Source organism: Amycolatopsis sp. NPDC004772, assembly GCF_053601215.1.
In genome coordinates, this window is record NZ_JBSGBK010000037.1 from 46016 (window position 1) to 66002 (window position 19987).

Consider the following 19987-nt stretch of genomic DNA (forward strand, 5'->3'; position numbering starts at 1 on the left):
ATGGACCTTCGCCCGACCCCGGATCTCATCGAGGAGCAGTGCCACCGCGCACCGGACGCGACGGCGGTGACGTTCGAAGGCACCCACCTCACCTTTAGCGAGCTCGATGACCGGGCCGCGCGGTTCGCGGCCCGGCTGCGCGAGCTCGGCGTCGGCGCGGAGACGGTGGTCGGCGTGTGCCTGCCGCGCGGCATCGACCTGATCGTCACGCTCGTCGCGATCTGGCAGGCGGGTGGGGCGTACGTGCCGCTCGACCCGGACTACCCGCGCGAGCGGCTGCGGTACATGGTCGCCGACGCCACCCCGGCGGTGCTGGTCACCGACACCACCGGCCGGGCGGGAGCGCTGCTCGACGACAACGAGCACCGGCCCGAGCTGGTGTGCCTCGACCGGGACCGCGGCACGGTCCTGGCCGGGGCCCGGATCGACCTGCGCGTCCGTACCGCGCCGGACAACCTCGCTTACGTCATCTACACGTCGGGCTCGACCGGGCGGCCGAAGGCCACGATGCTCGACCACCGGTCGGTGGCCAACTACCTTGCGTGGACCAGGGATCTGCTGCCGGTCGGCGCCGGCGATGCCGTGCTGCTGCGCACCGCGATCAGCTTCGACCCGTCCGTGTGGGAGCTGTTCCTCCCGTTGACCACCGGCGCCCGGCTCGTCGTGCCGAAGCAGGACGGGCACCGCGAGCCCGACTACCTGTCCGCGTTGATCGCCAGGGAACGAGTCACGGTCGCGCAGTTCGTGCCGTCGCTGCTGCACCTGTTCCTCGACGAGGCCGACCCGGCCTCGTGCGCGAGCCTGCGCTGGCTGGTGGCGGGCGGCGAGGCGCTGCCCGCCGCCCTGGCCGACCGGGTGGCGGCGGCCCTCGACGTCGAGTTCTACAACCTCTACGGGCCGACCGAGACCACGATCTCCTCGACGTTCGCCCGGTGCCGGGGCGGCGAGTCACCCGTGCCGATCGGGGTCGCTGTGCCCGGCAACACGCTGCACGTGCTCGACGAGCACCTGCGCCCGGTCCCGCCCGGCACACCGGGTGAGCTGCACATCGGGGGCGTCGCGGTGGGCCGGGGCTACTTCCGCAGACCTGGCCTGACCGCAGCCCGGTTCGTGCCCGATCCGACCGTGCCCGGCGGACGCCTGTACCGGACCGGTGACCTGGTCCGCGAGCGTCCGGACGGGCAGCTCGACTACCTCGGGAGGCTGGACAACCAGATCAAGGTCAACGGAGTCCGGGTCGAGGCGGGCGAGATCGAGGCGGTGCTCACCGGCCATCCGGGGGTCGCGGCCGCCGTGGTCCACCAGCGCGACGGACGGCTCGTCGCCTACGTGGTGCCCCGTCCCGGCACGCCGGGGCCGGGCGCGCGGGAGCTGCGCGAGCACCTCGCGGACTCGCTGCCCGCCATGGTCGTGCCGCGGTACTACGTGACGTTGCCGCGTTTTCCGCTCAACCCCGCGGGAAAGGTCGACCGAGCCGCGCTCCCCGCGCCCGGCCCGGAGCGGGCCGAGGACCACGTCGCGCCGTCGAACGACCTCGAACGGCGGCTCGCCGGGATCTGGTCGGCGGTACTGGGTGCCGACGGGGTCGGCGTGACCGACCACTTCCTCGACGTCGGCGGGCACTCGCTCGCGGGGATCCGGGTCGTCACCAGGATCGCGCGGCAGCTGGGCGTCCGGCTCACGTTCGCCGACCTGGTGCGTGCCGGCACGGTCGCGGGTCTCGCCGACCTGATCTCCACCCGGGGGCGGGACGCGGCGGACGAACCGCGGCCGCTGCCGCGTGACGGACGGCCGCTGCCGCTGTCGTTCGCGCAGGAGCAGCTGTGGTTCGTCGAGCAGGTGGGAGACCAGGCAGGCACCTACAACCTGGCACTGGCCCTGCACCTGTCCGGGCCTCTCGACGTCGACGTGCTGCGCGAGGCAGTCACCGGGTTGCTCGCCCGCCACGAGACGCTGCGAACGACCTTCCACGCCGAGAACGGTGTGCCGTACGCCCGGGTGCACCCGCCCGGGGCGGCGAGGATGGCGGTCGACGATGTCGCACCGGACGAGGTGGCCGCCGCGCTGGCCGAGGAGACCGCGCGGCCGTTCGACCTGGCGACGTACCCGCTGGTGCGGGCCCGGGTCTTGCGGGTCGGCGCGGACGAGCACGTTCTGGTCGTCGTGGTGCACCACATCGTCGCCGACGGGATGTCGTTGGACGTGCTCGCTCGCGACCTCGGCTCGATCTACGCGGGTGCGGAACTGCCCGTGCCCGCCATGCAGTACGCCGACTTCGCCGCCTGGCAACGAGAGCGGCTCACCGGCGCTCGCCTCGACGCCGGGCTCTCGTACTGGAAGTCCGCTTTGGATGGTGCGGAGCTCGTGCTCGACCTGCCGAGTGACCTGGTGCGCCCGGCGGTGCAGGACTTCCACGGCGGCCGGGTCTCGTTCACCGTCGACGGCATCTTGTGTGCCCGGCTGCGCGAGCTCGCCAGGGCCGGGCAGGCCACGCTGTTCATGGTGCTGCTGGCCGGCTACCAGGCACTGCTCGCCCGGTACACCGGCCGGGACGACGTGCTGGTCGGTTCCCCCGTCTCCGGGCGGGACCACGTCGACTTCGAGCCGCTGGCCGGGCTGTTCGTCAACACGGTCGTGTTTCGCACCTCGGTGTCCGGCGACCCGAGTTTCCGGCAGCTGCTCGATCGGGTGGCGGAGACCGCGCTCGGCGCCTACGCGCACCAGGACGTGCCGTTCGAGCGTCTCGTCGAGGCGCTGGCACCGGACCGCGACCTCACCCGGCATCCCATCGTGCAGGCGCAGTTCGTCGTGGAGAGCGATCCAGCGGCCGCCTTCGCCGTGCCCGACCTTGCCGCGCGCTCGGTGCCGGTCCCGGTGGGCGGGGTCAAGTGTGACTTGCGGCTCGCGGTGACCGAGCACGCCGGCGGCCTGACCGGGACGCTCGAGTTCGACAGAGACGTCGTCGACCAGGCCTGGGCGGAGACGTTCGTGGCGCACTGGCTGCGGCTGCTCGACCTCGTCGCCGCCGAACCGGACCGCCCGGTGATGCGCGTGCCGCTCACCCCGGCACCGGTCCCGCGACGGGTCACCCCCGCGGTGGCCGACCCGTGGGAGCCGGTGGCCCGGCAGATCGCTGCCCGGCCGGACCGGGTCGCGGTGCGTGCCGCCGGGACCGACGTCACGTACGCCGAGCTCGGCGCCCGTGTCGACCGCCTCGCCACCCGGCTCGTGGCGGCCGGTGCGGGACCGGAGACGCTCGTCGCCGTCCACCTCGGCCGGGACGCGGATCTGGTCGTCGCCCTGATGGCGGTGTGGCGGGCCGGGGCGGGGTTCGTGCCGCTCGACCCGGAGCACCCGCCTGCTCGGCTGGCCGGAATCCTCGACGACACCCGCCCCGGCGTGTTGCTGACGAAGAAACCTCTGCCGGGGTTCGCGGGCCCGGTGGTCCAGGCAAGCGACCGGCCGGTCGACCGGATCGCGGAGTTCCCCCGGGCCGAGCCGGACAGCCTGGCCTACGTCGTGCACACCTCCGGCTCGACCGGGGCGGCCAAGGGGATCGCGGGCACGCGCCGCGGCGTGGCGAACTATCTCGCGGATATGCGGCGGCGCGAGTACGCGGGCCCTGGTGACACCGTGGCGGCGATGACGACCGTCTCGTTCGACGCGAGCCTGCGCGACCTCGTGTTCCCGCTGACGGTCGGCGCGCGGATCGCGCTGCTGACCGACGGGGTGGCCGATCTGGACACGGCCGTCGACGTGCTCGCAGCCGAACCGGTGAGCGTGGTCGCGTCCGTCGTCCCGTCGGTCCTGCGGGTGCTCACCGGCCACCTCGCCCGGCGCAGGGTCACGCTGCCGGCACTGCGCACCGTCCTGGTCAGCGGCGAGCCGCTGCACGCGGGTGACGTACTCGACCTCGCCGTGGTCGCGCCCTCGGCGCGCGTGGTCAACATGTACGGCCCCAGCGAGACGACGATGACGACCACCGCACACGAGGTCCGGGCGCCCGCGGTGCACCGCCACGTGCCCGTCGGCCGGCCGATCGACGGCACGTGGGTCGAGTTGCTCGACGACGAGATGATCCCGGTGGGCACCGGCCTGCCCGGCCACGTCTACGTCGGTGGCGCCGGCCTGGCCCGCGGCTACCACGGCAACCCGACGCTGACCGCGGACCGGTTCGTGCCCCACCCGACGCTGCCGGGGCAACGCCTCTACCGCACCGGCGACCGGGCCAGGCACCTGCCCGACGGCACCCTGCAGTACCTCGGGCGGTCCGACGACCAGCTCAAGGTCAACGGCGTCCGCTTCGACCCGGCTGACGTGGAGGCGGCGCTGCGGGCGCACCCGACCGTCGGCCGGGCGGCCGTCGCGGTGCACGGGGTGCTGGTGGCGTACGTGGTCGCGGACCCCGCCGTGGCGGCGGTCGCGGAACCGGTCGTGCTGCGCGCGTTCCTCGCCGAGTCGCTGCCGCACGCGCTCGTGCCGTCGGCATACGTGCCGCTGACCGAGCTGCCCACGACACCGACGGGGAAGCTCGCCCGGCGCGCGCTGCCGGCCCCACCGGAGCCCGCGATGGCAGGCGGGCGGGCGCCGGAAACGGAGGCGGAACGGGTCCTGGCGGCCGTCTGGGCGCAGGTGCTCGACGTGCCGGCGCCGGCGGCGGACGCCAACTACTTCGCGCTCGGCGGCGACTCGATCCGCGCCATCCAGATCGTCGCGCGGGCGGCGAGCGCCGGGCTGCACCTGACCCCGCGGCAGTTCTTCGCCCACCAGACGATCGCCGAGCTCGCCGCGGTCGCCACACCGGTCGAGGCGCCGGTCGTCATACCGCCGGACTGGGCCGCCCGGCGTGCGGCGATCCTGCGCCGCGACCCGGCCGCGGCGGACGCGTACCCGCTGGCACCGACCCAGGAAGGCATGCTCTTCCACGTACTCGCCGAACCGGGCAGCGGTCTGTACGTCAGCCAGACGGTGTGGCCGCAGGAGGGGCTCGACCCGGACACGTGCACCGCGGCGTGGGCGGAGCTGGCGCGCCGCCACCCGGTGCTGCGCACCCGTTTCGTGCTCGACGACCGGCAAGAACCGTGGCAGGTGGTGGACCGGCACGCCACACCGGCCGCCGACGTCGTCCTCGGCACCGCCTGGCCGCCGGACACCCACCGCAAACGGCTCGAGGAGCTGTTGCTGACCGACCGCATCCGGGGCTTCGACCCGTTCGAGGCGCCGCTGGTCCGGCTGACCATGGTCGACCTCGCAGACGGGGCCTGGGTGGTGGCGTTGACCAGCCATCACCTCGTGCTGGACGGCTGGAGCCTCGTCGCGCTGGTCGACGAGTACCTCGCCGTGTACGACGCGCTCCGCGCCGGCGCACCGCCACCGCACGACCCGGCGCCGTCCTGGTCGGCGCACATCGCGTGGCTCCGTGCGCAGGACCACGAGCTGGCCCGCCCGTTCTGGCAGCGGTACCTGGCGGGCTTCCGCGAGCCGACCCCACTGCCGTCGCGCGCGTCCGGCGGGTCGGGGCACGCGCAGTGCGAGCGCCTGCTCGACCTCGGTGACCGGCTGACCGGGTTCACGAGGACACACCGGGTCACCGCGAACACGGTGCTGCAGGCGGCGTGGGGTCTGGTCTTGTCCCGGTACGCGGGCACCCCGGACGTCGTCTTCGGCGTGACGCGCAGCGGCCGGTCAACGGAACCGGACAACACCCGCATGCTCGGGATGTTCATCAACACGCTGCCGGTGCGGGTCACCATCCCGGCGGACGGGGACCTGGTGACGTGGCTGCAGGACAACCAGCGCCACCAGGCGGAGCTGCCGTCGGACCACACACCGCTGGTGCGGGTGCACGGCTGGAGCGAGGTGCCGGGCAATGTGCCGCTGTTCGAGACCATCCTGGTGGTCGAGAACTATCCGGTGCGCGAGTCGGTCCGCGAACGACTCGCGCCGGCGGGCGCCACCGCGGTATCCGCGAAGACGTGGACGAACTACCCGTTCACCCTGGTGGTCACACCGGGCGACCGGATGCGCCTCGAAGCCGTGTTCGACCGGGGGCGGTACGACGACCGCTTCGTGGCGCACGTGCTCGCCAACTTCGAAGCCGTGCTGGACAACATCATCACCGACACCGAGGAGCCGCAGTGACGTACCGGGTGGTCGTCAACGACGAGGAGCAGTACTCGATCTGGCCGGCGGACCGCGAAGGCCCGCCCGGCTGGACCGCGACCGGGTTCACCGGCACGAAGGAGGAGTGCCTGTCCCACATCGACGAGGTATGGACCGACATGCGCCCGGCAAGCCTCCGTCGCGCCATGTCTGCTTCGGACGGACCGGTCACGGGACAACGTGTCTCGAAGCACCCGGGCTAGTGCTCTGTCCAGATAGGTTCGCCGGGTCGGTCAGGCGGCGGTGGTGAGGGGTTGTCCGCCCCAGCGGATGCCCTTCTCACTGCGGATGCGTGCGCGTTCACGACGCTGCGCGGAGAGCACATCGGGGTGCCGGGCGTTGGCGTTGCGCCAGCGCAGGTAGTCGTGCAGCCTGCGGGCCAGCACCGGGTGGTTGGGATGGTCGGAACCGGCGATGACAAAGGCGCGTAGCGGCCCGAAGTGCGCCTCGATGGGGTTGGCCCAGGACGAGTAGGTCGGGGTAAAGCAGAGTTCGACCTTGTTGCGTGCCGCCCAGGTGCGAATCGCGTTGCCGCGGTGGGCGGAGAGGTTGTCCAGGATGATGTAGATCGGTGCCCCGTCCGGACGCGCGGCGCGGATTGATTTGAGTGCGGCCAGGGTGTGCGCGGCGGACTTCTTCCTGCGCACGACGCCCCAGAGGGTGTCATCGCCCACGGAGTAGCAGCCGTGGAAACTGCCGGACCCCGTGCAGCTTGTGGTAGTTCGCAGGCAGCCGGTCCGGATGTCCTTTGCGGGCCCATCCGGCACCGAGGTGGGGCCGGATTGTGAGCGGGCCGAACTCGTCGAAGGCGAACACCCGCTCCGGGAACTTGCTGGTGACGTGCTCGATCCTGGCCAGCTTCGCGTCCCGGTCCGGGTCGTTGGACTCCTTCCAGGTCTCGGTGCGCTGGAAACTGATTTCGTGCCATCCACCCACCCTGGCCGCAAGCCGATCACCAGCCCCAAACGCCGACCGGCGTGTCACCAAACCGGCCAACGTTCATGGACAGAGCACTAGCTGGACAGCGGGGTGTAGTCGCCGAGTTGCCGGGCACGGCTGGGGCGATCCCGCTTGACCGGCGGCGGCCCAGCGGCGACAGGCCATGATCTCCTCTCGGGGGTACTTACCAGACGGTAACTTATCTTCGGTGTATCCAAAAGCGCATACGTGCCGGCAACGCCGTCTTCCCTTGACTGGTCGGCATGAGCGAACCGGCACTCGGGATGACGATCTATGGGTGTGCACCCGATGAGGCCCTGCTGTTCCGGGAGCTGGCGCCGCGCTTCGGGGTGACGCCGACCATCACGGACGCTGCCCTGTGCGAGGCCAACGTCGGGCTCGCCGCCGGCCGCCGGTGCGTCAGCGTCGGCCACAAGTCGCCGGTCGACGACCGGACTCTTCTTGCGCTCAGCCGGATCGGCGTCTCCTACCTCTCCACGAGGAGCGTCGGCTACGACCACGTCGATGTCGGGTACGCGCACAGCGTCGGCATTTCCGTGGGGAACGTCGCCTATTCGCCGGACAGCGTGGCCGACTACACGCTCATGCTCATGCTCATGCTGTCGCGGGACGCCCGGTCCGTCATCCGGCGGGCCGGCGAGCACGACTACCGGTTGAACGACGTGCGGGGAAAGGAACTGCGCGATCTGACCGTCGGGGTGATCGGGACCGGACGGATCGGCGCCGCGGTCGTCCGGCGGCTGCGCGGGTTCGGCGCCCGGGTGGTGGCGTACGACAGCCGGCCGCACGCGGACGTCGACTACCTGCCGCTCGAAGAACTGCTGCGGTCGAGCGACATCGTCACCCTCCACACGCCACTCGACGCCGGTACGCGTCACCTCCTGGACCGGGGGCGGCTCGAGCTGATGAAGCCCGGTGCGTTCGTCGTCAACACCGGGCGAGGGCCGCTTCTCGATACCGGAGCCCTCGTCGAGGCGCTGGAAACCGGCCGGCTGGGCGGGGCCGCACTCGATGTCCTCGAAGGAGAAGAAGGCGTCTTCTACGCCGACTGGCGGGGGCGGCCCGTCGAGAGCGACCTGCTGGTGCGGCTGCAGAAACTGCCGAACGTGCTCGTCAGCCCGCACACCGCCTATTACACGGACCACGCGCTGCGCGACACCGTCGAAAACTCCATCGTCAACTGCCTGAAATTCGAAAGCGGGGAACGGCATGGCCAAGGTTAGGCTCGGGATCATCTTCGGGGGCGGTTCCGAAGAACACCCCGTCTCGGTCAAGTCCGCGCAAGAGGTCGCGAAACACCTCGACACCGGGAAGTACGCACCGAGCTGGGTCGGGATCACGAAGACCGGGGCCTGGAAGCTCTGTGACGGACCGGAAGCGGGCTGGGAAGACGGGCGGACCGTCGTTCTGTCGCCGGACCGGAGCGTTCCCGGGCTGCTCGTCCTGGAAGACGGGAAGTACGAGACGATCGAGCTGGACGTGGTGCTGCCCGTGCTGCACGGCAAGCTCGGCGAGGACGGGGCGATCCAGGGTCTGCTGGAACTCTCCGGCCTTCCCTACGCCGGCTGCGACGTCCAGAGTTCGGCTCTGTGCATGGACAAATCACTCGCCTACGTCGTCGCCCGGAGCGCGGGCATCGCCACGCCGAACTTCCGGACCGTTCAGGCGGGCGAGGACGTCGACGGGCTCACCTATCCCGTTTTCGTGAAGCCGGCCCGTTCCGGCTCCTCCTTCGGCGTCAGCAAGGTGTCCGGTGCGGACGAGCTGGCGGCGGCCATCGCGACCGCGGCGCAGTACGACTCGAAGGTCCTGATCGAGGAGGCCGTGGCCGGCAGCGAGGTCGGGTGCGCGATCCTGGGCCGCGGCCCGGAGCTCTTCGCCGGCGAAGTGGACCGGATCGCCCTTTCCCACGGCTTTTTCCGGATCCACCAGGAGGACGCACCCGAAAGCGGCTCCGAGAACTCGACGCCCGTCGTGCCCGCCGACATCCCGGCGGAAACCCGCGCCCGCGTCCAGGAGACGGCGAAAGCCATCTACCGCGCGTTGGGCTGCGGGGGACTGGCCCGGGTGGACATGTTCCTCACCGACGACGGCACGGTGGTCCTCAATGAGGTCAACACCTTGCCCGGCCTGACGTCCTACAGCCGTTACCCGCGGATGATGGCCGCCGCCGGGGTGCCGCTCCCGGACCTGATCGACCGGATCGTCGCCGGGACCGCCCGATGAACGACGACTTCGCCTTCGTGGACGAGGTGGTACCCGGCATCCGCTGGGACGCCAAGTACGCCACCTGGGACAACTTCACCGGCAAGCCGGTGGACGGCTACCTGGTCAACCGGATCGTCGGCACGAAGACCTTGTGCGCTGCCCTCGGCGAAGCGCAGGAGAAGGCCGCGTCCTTCGGTTTCGGCCTGGTGCTGTGGGACGGCTACCGCCCGCAACGCGCCGTCGACCGCTTCCTGCGCTGGGTGGACGAACCCGAGGACGGCCGCACGAAGCTGTGGCACTACCCGAACATCGACCGGCGCGCGATGTTCGCCAAGGGGTACGTGGCCGCCAAGTCGGGGCACAGCCGAGGCAGCACCGTGGATCTGACGCTCTACCACCTCGACACCGGCGAGCTCGCCTCCATGGGCGGTGGCCACGACCTGATGGACGCGATCTCGCACCACGACGCCCGGGGGATCCCGCAGGCCGAAGCCGCGAACCGCGCCTGCCTGCGGTCCATCATGGAGGGTTGCGGGTTTGCCGCGTACGAGCGCGAATGGTGGCACTACGGCCTGAAGGACGAGCCCTACCCGGACACCTATTTCGACTTCCCCGTCGCGTGATCGGGCAGCCGGACGGTGACGCGGAGGCCGCCCGCCGGTCGCGGGACCAGCGTCAGCGTTCCGTCGTGGGCCTGGGTGATGCTCTTGACGATGGCCAGGCCGAGGCCGACGCCCGCCTGGTCGGTGCGGATGCGCTCGGTGCCGCGCTGGAAAGGCTCGGCGAGGGTGGCCACCAGGGGCCGCGGGAGGTGGTCGCCGGTGTTTTCCACGGTGAGCACCACCGTCCCCGGCTCGGCGCCGGTCGTGACCCACACCGCGCCGCGCTCGGGCAGGTTGTGGACGATCGCGTTGTGCACCAGGTTCGTCGTCAGCTGCAGCAGGAGCGCCGGTGAGCCGAGGGCGGGCGCGGCGTCGCCGGACGTCTCGATGGTGACACCCCGCTTCTCGGCGAGGGGCAGGAGCGTTTCGGCGGCTTCCTCCGCGACCAGGGACAGGTCGACGCGGTCGCGGCTGAAGGCCCGCTGCTCGGCGCGGCTGAGCAGCAGCAGGGCCTCGGTGAGCTCGATCGCCCGGGTGTTGACGACGCGAAGGCGTTCGTCGAGCTCGTCGGTGGTGCGTTCGGGGTCGTTGCGGGCGACGTCGAGGAGGCTCTGCGTGATCGCCAGCGGCGTGCGCAGCTCGTGGGAGGCGTTGGCGGCGAACCGGCGTTGCTCGGCGACGTGCGTCTCGAGCCGCGCGAGCATGGTGTCGAAGGCGTCGGCGAGCTCGCGGAACTCGTCGGCGCGGCCGGGCAGCCGGATGCGGTGGGAGAGCGAGCCGGTGGCGGCGACGCGCGTGGCGTCGGTGATGCGGGTCAGCGGGTCGAGCATCCGGCCGGCCAGGACCCAGCCGCCCAGCAGCCCGAACACCAGCAGGAAGACGATCACGACGGCCATGAACGGCACGAACGCGCGCACCAGGCGTGCGCGGTTGATCCAGAAGTTGCCCTCGGTGATGATCCAGCCGTTGGGCAGGAAGTACAGGTAGAAGGCCAGGACGGCGCCCAGCAGCAGGAGGCCGGCCAGCATGACGAACCCGGCGTAGCTGAGGGTGAGCTTCAGGCGGGCGCTCAACCCCGGTTCCCTAGCCACGGTCCTCGTCGCCGGTGTCGATGCGGTAGCCGACGCCGGGCACGGTCGCGATGATCCCGGGTTCGCCGAGCCGCTTGCGCAGCACGGACACCGTGATGCGCACGGCGTTGGTGAACGGGTCGGCGTTCTCGTCCCAGGCCCGCTCCAGCAGCTCTTCGGCGCTGATCACCCCGCCCCCGGCGGCGACGAGCACTTCGAGCACGGCGAACTGCTTGCGCGTCAGGGCCACGTACCGGCCGTCGCGGTAGACCTCGCGGCGGAACGGGTCCAGGCGCAGGCCGGCGATTTCGTGCACCGGCGGCCGGTTGTGCGCGCGCCGCCGGTCGAGGGCGCGGAGCCGGAGCACGAGTTCGCGGAGCTCGAACGGCTTCGTGAGGTAGTCGTCGGCGCCGAGGCCGAAGCCGGTGGCCTTGTCGTCGAGCCGGTCGGCGGCGGTGAGCATGAGGATCGGCAGGCCGCTGCCGGAGGCGACGATGTGCCGGGCGACCTCGTCGCCGGACGGGCCGGGGATGTCGCGGTCGAGGACGGCGATGTCGTAGGTGTTGACGCTCAGCAGCTCCAGCGCGGTGTCGCCGTCGCCGGCGGTGTCCGCCGCGATGGCCTCCAGCCGGAGGCCGTCGCGGATGGCGTCGGCCAGGTAGGGCTCGTCCTCGACGATCAAGACACGCACCCCGCCGATGCTACGAGCGGGTGCCTATCGGGCGCATATCGGAAAGCGCGTACGTACCGGCAACACCCCGCGGCCTTGACTGACGGCCATGACCTCCAGCCAGCGCACGTCCCTCGGCCGGGGACACGGCGCCGTCCCGGACGGCCTGCCGGTCTTCGACGACTCCCCGGCCGTGGCGAACCTCGAACCCGGCCTGCTCGACGCCCTCCGCCGGGCCGCGGTGGCCGCCGCGGCCGACGGGGTGTCGTTCGTCGTCAACGGCGGCTGGCGTTCGTGGGCGTACCAAGAACAGCTACGGCGTCAGGGGATCGCGAAGCACGGCTCGGAAGCGGCCGCGGCCCGCTGGGTGACGACCCCGGACCGGTCGGCCCACGTGCGGGGCCAGGCCGTCGATGTCGGGCCGCCCGCGGCTCGGAAGTGGCTGGCCGAACACGGTGCGCGGTACGGGCTGTGCCAGATCTACCGCAACGAGCCGTGGCACTACGAGCTGCGGCCCGAAGCCGTCGAACACGGGTGCCCGCCGATGTACGCCGATCCGTCGGAGGATCCGCGGACGCGGTAGCCGCCGGAGGAGGAGACTGCTCCGCTGGTTTCCGAGCACGACCGGGCGAGGCTGCTGCCCGAGGCGACCGCCGTGCTCGAGGAGGACGCGCCGCAGCACCCACTGGGCTTTCCGGCCGGTGGGAGGCGTCCTAGGCGCGGGTGCGGTAGCGGTGCAGCAGGCTGTTGAAGTGCCGCAGCTTCTCGACGGTGTCTTCGGAGATCGGGTCCGGGTGGAAGTGCATGACGCTGTTGCGGATCTGCCGGATCTCGTTCAGGCGGGCGATGAACGCCGGCCGGTCCAGGGGCCAGCCGATGCGGTTCCAGGCGTCCTTGTTCTCCAGGATGCGCTGGTAGTCGCCGAAGGTCAGGTGGTCGAAGCTGTCGACCGGGCGGCCGCACAGGGGCCGGACGGCCGGGAGGTCCAGTTCGCACCGGATGATCCAGCGGAGCGTCTGGTCCAGCTCGCCCAGCTGGAAGAACGGCGTGGCCATCTCGCCGTAGCGCCGGGCGACGTCGGAGGTCGTGACGATGCCCTGCACGGCCCGGCTCTCGTCGGTGACCAGCACGAACTCCTGCTGCTGCAGGGTGGGCAGGACGTCGAACAGGTCGCGGTCGTAGGCGACGACTTCGGCGTGGACGATCGCGTCGGCGAGCCTCGCCCCGGGCTTGCTGTGCATGGCCTGCACGATCGAGCGCCACGTCACGGCTCCGCGGGGGTTGCGCGGGCCGCTCAGCACGGCCAGCTGCGAGAAGTCGTTGAGGAGCATCGTGGTGATGGCCTCATCGAGCGAGCTGTTGGGCCCGACGAACGCCAGGCCTTCGACCGGCTTCAGGTTGCCCACCGTCAGGCGGACGTCCAGGTCGCCGCCGCCTTCGTCGTCTTCGGTGGCCGGCAGGACGTCGGGAGCCGCCGGTTCTTCGGGTTCCTCCGGTGGCGTCGTCAGGGTGACGACGGTGTCGAGGGTGACCGCGCGGAAGCCGGGGGACGTCACCAATCCGTGGTTGGCCAGGCCCGCTTCGATCCGGCCGATCTGGTCGCCGCGGTCGGTCACGCCCCACAGCTTCAGCAGCTCGCGGACCGTGATGCGCTCGGGATCGCCCTGGTCGGCACGGGTGCGGGCCTGCCGCAACCGCTCGTGGACGCGCTGGTCCCCGTTCTGCCGGTCGGTGGCCGAGATCGCCTGGTCGAGGAAGTCCTGGCGCACCGAATCCAGCAGGCGCTGCTCGGCCACCACCACCCAGGCCCGCCACCCGTCGACCGCGCGCATCCCGGCGGCCACCATCGCCGCGCGGGAGGGTGAGCGGAACTCCTCGCCGTCGGGCTCGAGCCGGATCTTGCCGGTGGCGGTGACGGTCGCGTCGAAGGTCGCGCCGACGCGCTTGCGCTCGAACCTGAGCTTCGCCCCGGGCGCCAGCAGGCGGGCTTCCAGCAGGTCCGGCACGGTGACGCGGCGGCCGTCGATCAGGTGCATCGAGCGGCCGTCGGCGGTCACCACTTCCGCAGCCCGGCGAACTTGCGCCGGGCGCCGATGGCCTGCTTGAGGATCCGGCGTTTCAGTTCCTTCTGGCTCAGGCGGTCCACCCGGGTGAGCTGCAGCTCGGTGGCGACGGCGAGCAGGCTGTCCCGGTCGAGGCGCTGGGCGTCGAGGTAGGCGGCGCCCTGCTCCTCGGTTTCGGTTTCGCGCAGGTGGGCGGCGACGGCGGCCGCGTCGACGCCCGGTCGCGCGGTCGCCGCCGGAGGAGTGCGGACCGGCCGCGGAGCCGGGGCCGCCGGTGCGGTGGCGACCGGCCTCGGGGCGGCGGGTGGCGGCTCGGCCGGGGGTGCGGCGGGTGCGGGTGGCGGCTCGGCCGGGGTTGCGGCGGCGCTGTTGCCGGTGAGCAGGGTGACCAGGTCGGCTTTGTTCAGCTTGCTGTACCCGCGCAATCCGCGGTTCTTGGCCAGCGCCACCAGGTCCTTCCTCGGCAGCTTCGACAGATCCGCGGGAAGCCCGGACACCGCCAGCTGGGCCGTGCCGTCGAGGATCGCTTCCAGCGTGGCCTCGTCCTGCTGCTCCAGGAACTCGAACACCCGCGCTTGAAGGGCGGCGAGCCGCTTCAGGTCGTTCACCGGCGATCTCCGGAGAGGGAAAGGGCACCCAGGACCTCGTCGGCGAATTCGTCGAACTCCCGCACGACGTTGTCGCGGCCGGTGGCGCGAAGCATGGCCGGCACGCCGTCTTCACCGGCGTCGCCGAAATGGGGCGTGCTGTTGCGGATGTAGCTCTTCAGCACCGGAACCTGGGAGTTCGCTTGCGCTTCGTCGACGTACTTCTGCTGGGCGGCCGTCAGCCGCTGGGCGTAGAACTGCACCATCGTGAACACCACGCCGAGGAACTCGGGATTGATCGGCTCGTGCTCACGGCTGCCGCCTTTGTGGTGGACGAAGTCGTTGAACTGCTCGACCAGGCCGGTGCAGTTGCCCCCGAGGTAGTCCAGCCCCAGGGTGGACAGGTAGTCCGCCTTGGCCGGGACGAGGATGCGCTCGCTCGCGACGATCGCCGTCTTCGTGACCAGGCCGAAGTTCGGGGCGCAGTCGATGAGGACCAGGTCGTACTCGGCGAAGAAGTCGTCCGCCAAGGCCTGCCGCAGACAGCCGTGCAGGTCCAGGAACCGCCGCTTCGAGCCGTCGAGGGTGGTCGTTCCGCCGAGCAGGGCGGCGAGTTCGAGGTCGATGTCGATCAGGCCGAGGTGGGACGAGATCAGGTCGAGCCGCCCGCCCGTGCCGTCGAGGACCTTGTTCACCCGTTCCGGCGACACGACGAGCTGGGCCAGCGGAATGTCGCGGCCGGGCAGTTCGGCGCCGTACCACTGCTTGATCGTGCGTTTGTCCGCCAGCCGCTCGTGCCAGTCGTCGATGGAGAAGAACGAAAACGTCAGGTTGGTCTGCGGATCGAGATCGAGCAGCAGCACCCGCAGGCCGCGGCTCGCGGCGACCGCGCCGAGGTTCGCCGTCAGCGTCGTCTTGCCCACTCCGCCCTTGTAGTTCATGACCGCCACGACCCGCATGCGCACTCCCCGGTGGTCTCGTGCCTGCGGCCCGTTTGTATTACGCGGGCGGGCGGATCGGCACGCATCGCCGCCAACTGTCCCGGATCTGTCCAGGATCTGGCCTGCCGCTAGCGGGGAACCACCGTCATCGGCAGGCTTTCCGGGTACGCGGCCGACGTGAACTTCACGCGGACCGGCCGGCCCGGTACCGGGACCAGCCGCCAGCGGGCGGCCACCGTGGCCAGGGTGATGACGATCTCGTTCTGGGCGAACCGGTTCCCGATGCACTGCCGGGTGCCCGCGCCGAACGGCACGAACGCGCCCTTCGGCACCGCCGCCGCCCGCTCCGGGGTCCAGCGGTCCGGGTCGAAGCGGTCCGGGTCGGCGAACGACGTGGGATCGTGGTGGAGCGCGTGCGGGCTGACGATCACCTCCGCGCCTTCCGGCAGCCGGACGCCGCCGAGGTCGACTTCGGTGAGCGTGCGGCGCATCAGCATCCAGAGCGGGTATTGCCGCAGCACCTCGTCGACCACCTGCCGGGTGTAGGTCAGCCGGGGCAGGTCCTCGACGGTGACCGGGTGGCCGGCCAGCACTTCGTCGAGCTCGGCGTGCACCCGCGCCTCGATCTCCGGGTGCCGGCCGAGTTCGTGGAACGTCCAGGCCAGCGCCAGCGCCGTCGTCTCGATGCCCGCGGTGAGCAGGGTGAGCGCCTCGTCGCGCGCCTGCTCGTCGGTCATGCCGGCCAGCAGCAACGTCGAAAGCAGGTCGCCGTGGTCGGTGCCGTCGCGCCGCCAGTCGTGGATCACCTCGACGACGATTCCCTGCATCCGGGCGATCGCCTCGTCGAACCGCCGGTTCCCCGGCACCGGGAGCTTTTCGACGAACTTGGGCGACAATGCGCGAATCATCCCCTGCTGGATGATCACGTAAATCGAGCGGCGGGCTTCGGCGATCGCCGCTTTCCCCAGTTCGGTGGAAAACAGCGCTTCGCCGACGATCGTCACGGCCAGGCTCTGCATGTCGTCGTCGATCGGCCGCACTTCGCCGGCGCGCCACGAGTCGCTCAGGTCCGCGGCCGCGCGCCGCATGATCTCCGCGTACGCGGCCAGGCGGTCGCGGTGGAACGCCGGTTGCAGCAACCGGCGCTGCCGCAGGTGGAAGTCGCCGTTCGAAAGCACCAAGCCGTTTCCGACGAACGGCCGGAACTTGTCGAACATCGCGCCCTTGCGGAACTTCGGTCCCTCGTTGACCAGCACTTCGTGGGCCAATCGCGGACTCGCGACGAAGTAGACGGGCGCCGGTCCGAGATAGAGTTTGACGACCTCGCCGTGCGCGGGCAATGTGTCGGTGAATGCGAAGCGCTGCCGGAGGAGTGCCGGGGTGTGGCCGAGAAAAGGCCACCGCCTGGGTGCGACCGGGACGCTCATGCATACTCCTCGTTGCGCCATTGTGTGGATTTCCCAACGAGACGGCTCACGGTAGGCCTGTCCGGTCGAACGGGACAGTGCCCGATCGGGTGGTGTGGGCTCACGCGGATGGCCCAGTAGCCGAACCGCGGGGAATCGCTAAGCTCTTTCCGTCCGCCGGCTGAAACATGCCTCATCAAGAAGGTGTTCTTCGTGACACGATCAGCAGGATTCGTTCCGCCGGGTGCCGATATGACCGTACCCATCGCGCTTTCCTGCGGAATCGGCCGCAGGATCTGATGGCGGACGTCCTCATGCCGATGATCGAATCCCAGCCGGAACAGCCCCTCGCACCCGATGCGGGCCGCGGGCGGGTGCTGCTCGCCCGGAAATGGGCGTACCTGCTCAGCGGCGTGACCGTCGTGTCGCTGAGCCGCGAAGAACTCGACGCGGAACTGCGCGATCTGGTCGGCACGCTCTGCGACGCCCTGCGCCGGACGTCCCCGGACCTGACCCCGGCCGAGCGGATCGGCGCGCGGCTGGTCGCGCTCGGCTACGTCGGCGAGCCCGGGCTGCGGTGCACGCTCGACGTCCTCGGCAAGGGCCTGCCCACGCTGCCCGAACTCCAGGAGGTGGACGGCGCCGCCGACCGGGTCGTGGCCGCGCTCGGCGCGCTGGCCTGCGGCTTCCTGCTCGCGCACGAGCGCAGCGTCCTCGACCAGCAGGAGATCATGCACCTGTCGCTGATCAAGGCGGTGCGGGACGCGCAGTGGAACCTGCGGCAGAGCGAAGCGCGCTTCGAAGAGGTGGTGACGTCGTCGGCGAGCGGCATCGCCGTCGTCGCGCTGGACGGCCGGATCGTGCGCGCCAACGCGGCGCTGGCCGAGATGCTCGGGCACCCGGCGGGGGAGCTGGCCGGCTCGGTGCTGTACGACGTCGTCCACCCCGAGTCCGTCGAGGTCCTCCGCGACGCGATGACGGCGCTGCTGGACGGCGGCAAGGAACGGATCCGGCAGTCGGAACGGCTGCTGCGCAAGGACGGCGACGTCGTCCGCATCTCGCTGACCGCGTCCCTGTTGCGCGACGCGGAAAACCGGCCGTCCCACTTCGTCGTCGTGATCGAGGACGGCACCGAGCTGATGCTGCTGCAGGGCGAGCTGAGCCGCCAGGCCCTGCACGACGTCCTCACCGGGCTGCCGAACCGTCAATACTTCGGCACGCACCTGGAAACGGCCCTGCGGCGCGCCGATCCGGCGTACGGGGTCACGCTGTTCCACGTCGACCTCGACGCGTTCGGCATGGTCTGCAACAGCCTCGGCCGCCGGGTCGGCGAGCAGCTGCTGGTGCACTTCGCGCAGCGGCTCAAGGCGGTGATGGCCCGCGAAAACGCGATGATCGCGCGGTTCCACAGCGACGAGTTCGGCATCCTGGTCGAGAACACCGAATCGACGCCGGACATCGACACGATCGTGCGCGCGATCAACGACGAACTCGCCGAGCCGTTCTTCGTCGACGGCCACGGGCTCGCGCTGTCGGCCAGCGCCGGGGTGGTGCACCGCCCGGCGAAGGGCATCGACGCCCTCGAACTGCTGCGCCAGGCGGACCAGACGCTGCGGCGGGCCAAGGAACGGCGGCGCGGCCAGTGGAAGATGTTCGACCGCGAGGCCGACGCCCACGACCGGCGGACGCAGGCGGTGGCCGTCGGCATGGCGGGCGCCTGGGAGCACGGCGAGCTCGGCGTGCGGTACCGGCCGATGGCGCGGCTGGCGGACGGCGAAGTCGCCGGCATCGAAGCCCGCCTGCACTGGAACCGGCCGGACGACACGGCCCTCTCGCACGAATGCTGCGTCGAACTCGCCGAGTCGACCGGGCTCATGCTGCCGCTCGGCGACTGGCTGGTGCGTGCGGCGGGCCGGCAGGGCGAATGGTGGCGCCAGCGTGCGGGCTTCGGCCTCCCGATGGTCGCCGGCCTGACCGGCCACCAGGTGTCCGACGACGCGCTCGGCACGCGCGTGACGCGGCTGCTGCGCGACACCGGCCTGCCGCCCGGGCAGCTGATGCTCGGCGTCCCGGCCGGCGCGCTGCCGGTGTCCGGCGTGATCGAGAACGTCACCACGCTGGCCGACCTCGGCGTGCACGTCATGCTCGACGAGTTCGGGCTGGGGCCCGACGACCTGCGCGCGATCGAGGACCTGCCGGTGGACATCGTGCGCGTGGACCGGCGGCTCGCGGAGTGGCAGGCGTGGTCGGACTCGACGTTCCTCGGCGCCCTGGTGCCGCTGGTCCGGCAGGTCGGCGCGACGCTCGTCGTCGACGGCATCCACACCGAGGACCAGGCGGACTGGTGGCGCACGGCCGGCGCGGAGCTGGCGACCGGCGACTACTTCGGGGTGGCCAGGCCGCCGGCCGAGCTCGCCGGGCAGTTCGCGCGCACCTGAGGCGGCCACCGGGTCAGGCCGACGGCGACCAGCACGACCGCCATCCCGCCGACGACCCGGAGCGACAGCGGCTCGCCGAGGAAGAGCGCGCCGAGCGCCACCGACACCACGGGCAGCAGGTAGCCGACGGTCGCCGCGGCGGTCGGGCCTTCGTCGGTGAGGATCCGGTAGTTCAGGGAGAAGGTGATCCCGGTCCCGAAGACCCCCAGGATCGTCACGGCGACGACGGCGGTGAGCGTCAGGTGCGGCGCCGTGCCCGCGACCGGCAGGGCGAGCGCGGTCAGCCCGGTGGCGGTCATCAGCTGCGCGGCCGACAGCGCGAGCGGAGCGCCGTCCGGCGGCAGTTTCCGGGCCATGTAGGCGAACGCGATCGCGTAGCTGAGGCTTGCGCCGAGCAGGGCCAGCGCACCCGTGCTCAGCAGCCCCGACCGGTGCCACGGTGCGAAGATCACCACGATGCCGGCGAAGCCGAGGGCCAGCCCGAGCAGCCGCGCGGGGTTGAGCCGCCGTTCCGTCCCGAGCGCGACGCCGATCAGCAGTGACCACAGCGGGTGGGTGGCGTTCATGACGCCGGCGACGCCGGAGTCGACGGTGCGTTCCCCGATGCCGAAGAGCGCGAACGGCAAGGCGTTGCAGAAGAACGCGGCGATGATCAGCCGCGCCCAGGTGCGGCCGTCCCGCGGGAGGCGTTGGCGGGCGGCGAACGCCAGGCCGAGCAGGGTCAGCGCGCCGAGGGCGCAGCGGACGAGGGTGAGGTGGACGGGGCTCAGCCCGGTCAGGGCCAGCTTGATCCAGAGGAAACCCGAGCCCCACAGCAGGGCCAGGACCGCTATCCGGGCCGAGGCGCCCCGTCCACCGTTCATGAGATCAACCGTGCCGA

Annotated in this window: 16 protein-coding genes; 7 read left to right on the forward strand and 9 right to left on the reverse strand. The window is 71.3% G+C overall.

The genetic code is table 11. The annotated features are described in order from the left end of the window. Both ACWEF6_RS22645 and ACWEF6_RS22650 read left to right on the forward strand, forming a co-directional pair. The gene (locus ACWEF6_RS22645; RefSeq protein WP_449684772.1) at window positions 1-6141 is read left to right on the forward strand and encodes an amino acid adenylation domain-containing protein; all 6141 of its coding nucleotides are present in this window, start codon (window positions 1-3) and stop codon (window positions 6139-6141) included. Continuing rightward, window positions 6138-6365 (forward strand): MbtH family protein, encoded by a 228-nt coding sequence (locus tag ACWEF6_RS22650; RefSeq protein WP_449684773.1) that lies wholly within the window; start codon window positions 6138-6140, stop codon window positions 6363-6365. Before ACWEF6_RS22645 ends, ACWEF6_RS22650 begins: the two co-directional genes overlap by 4 nt. Window positions 6366-6395: 30 nt before the next feature. Here the strand turns inward: ACWEF6_RS22650 and ACWEF6_RS22655 are convergent, their stop codons facing one another. Further along, the gene (locus ACWEF6_RS22655; protein WP_449684774.1) at window positions 6396-6836 is read right to left on the reverse strand and encodes a transposase; all 441 of its coding nucleotides are present in this window, start codon (window positions 6834-6836) and stop codon (window positions 6396-6398) included. Next, window positions 6826-7098, reverse strand: a complete 273-nt coding sequence (locus ACWEF6_RS22660; RefSeq protein WP_449684775.1) for a hypothetical protein — start codon at window positions 7096-7098, stop codon at window positions 6826-6828. Before ACWEF6_RS22660 ends, ACWEF6_RS22655 begins: the two co-directional genes overlap by 11 nt. Before the next feature lie 266 nt (window positions 7099-7364). On the opposite strand from ACWEF6_RS22660, the gene ACWEF6_RS22665 reads away from it, so the two are divergent. The 3 genes from ACWEF6_RS22665 to vanX are packed head-to-tail and all read left to right on the forward strand — an operon-like array spanning window position 7365 to window position 9953. After that, window positions 7365-8345, forward strand: a complete 981-nt coding sequence (locus tag ACWEF6_RS22665) for a D-isomer specific 2-hydroxyacid dehydrogenase family protein (protein WP_449684776.1) — start codon at window positions 7365-7367, stop codon at window positions 8343-8345. After that, a complete protein-coding gene (gene vanA, locus ACWEF6_RS22670; protein WP_449684777.1) occupies window positions 8332-9348 on the forward strand; it encodes a D-alanine--(R)-lactate ligase in 1017 nt (338 codons plus the stop codon). The genes ACWEF6_RS22665 and vanA overlap by 14 nt, the downstream gene beginning before the upstream one ends. Further along, window positions 9345-9953 (forward strand): D-Ala-D-Ala dipeptidase VanX, encoded by a 609-nt coding sequence (vanX, locus tag ACWEF6_RS22675; protein ID WP_449684778.1) that lies wholly within the window; start codon window positions 9345-9347, stop codon window positions 9951-9953. Before vanA ends, vanX begins: the two co-directional genes overlap by 4 nt. Here vanX and ACWEF6_RS22680 read toward each other — a convergent pair. Further along, a complete protein-coding gene (locus ACWEF6_RS22680; protein WP_449684779.1) occupies window positions 9929-11005 on the reverse strand; it encodes a sensor histidine kinase in 1077 nt (358 codons plus the stop codon). The two genes, vanX and ACWEF6_RS22680, sit on opposite strands and share 25 nt — an antisense overlap. 10 nt (window positions 11006-11015) lie before the next feature. Then, window positions 11016-11693, reverse strand: a complete 678-nt coding sequence (locus ACWEF6_RS22685) for a response regulator transcription factor (RefSeq protein WP_449684780.1) — start codon at window positions 11691-11693, stop codon at window positions 11016-11018. Window positions 11694-11781: 88 nt separating this feature from the next. Here ACWEF6_RS22685 and ACWEF6_RS22690 point away from each other — a divergent pair, with 88 nt between their 5' ends. Then, a complete protein-coding gene (locus tag ACWEF6_RS22690) occupies window positions 11782-12255 on the forward strand; it encodes a M15 family metallopeptidase (protein ID WP_449684781.1) in 474 nt (157 codons plus the stop codon). A gap of 130 nt (window positions 12256-12385) precedes the next feature. On the opposite strand, the gene ACWEF6_RS22695 is transcribed toward ACWEF6_RS22690, so the two are convergent. The 4 genes from ACWEF6_RS22695 to ACWEF6_RS22710 all read right to left on the reverse strand — a co-directional run bounded on the left by ACWEF6_RS22695 (window position 12386) and on the right by ACWEF6_RS22710 (window position 16690). Continuing rightward, the gene (locus ACWEF6_RS22695) at window positions 12386-13732 is read right to left on the reverse strand and encodes a restriction system modified-DNA reader domain-containing protein (RefSeq protein ID WP_449684782.1); all 1347 of its coding nucleotides are present in this window, start codon (window positions 13730-13732) and stop codon (window positions 12386-12388) included. Further along, window positions 13726-14343 (reverse strand): hypothetical protein, encoded by a 618-nt coding sequence (locus ACWEF6_RS22700; RefSeq protein WP_449684783.1) that lies wholly within the window; start codon window positions 14341-14343, stop codon window positions 13726-13728. Before ACWEF6_RS22700 ends, ACWEF6_RS22695 begins: the two co-directional genes overlap by 7 nt. Beyond that, complete coding sequence (locus ACWEF6_RS22705) at window positions 14340-15281, reverse strand: ParA family protein (protein WP_449684784.1); 942 nt, start codon at window positions 15279-15281, stop codon at window positions 14340-14342. Before ACWEF6_RS22705 ends, ACWEF6_RS22700 begins: the two co-directional genes overlap by 4 nt. A 110-nt stretch (window positions 15282-15391) precedes the next feature. After that, window positions 15392-16690 (reverse strand): cytochrome P450, encoded by a 1299-nt coding sequence (locus tag ACWEF6_RS22710; protein WP_449684785.1) that lies wholly within the window; start codon window positions 16688-16690, stop codon window positions 15392-15394. A 278-nt stretch (window positions 16691-16968) separates the two neighbouring features. On the opposite strand from ACWEF6_RS22710, the gene ACWEF6_RS22715 reads away from it, so the two are divergent. Then, window positions 16969-19107 (forward strand): putative bifunctional diguanylate cyclase/phosphodiesterase, encoded by a 2139-nt coding sequence (locus tag ACWEF6_RS22715; protein WP_449684786.1) that lies wholly within the window; start codon window positions 16969-16971, stop codon window positions 19105-19107. On the opposite strand, the gene ACWEF6_RS22720 is transcribed toward ACWEF6_RS22715, so the two are convergent. Then, a complete protein-coding gene (locus ACWEF6_RS22720; RefSeq protein WP_449684787.1) occupies window positions 19050-19970 on the reverse strand; it encodes a DMT family transporter in 921 nt (306 codons plus the stop codon). The genes ACWEF6_RS22715 and ACWEF6_RS22720 overlap by 58 nt on opposite strands. Window positions 19971-19987 lie beyond the last annotated feature (17 nt).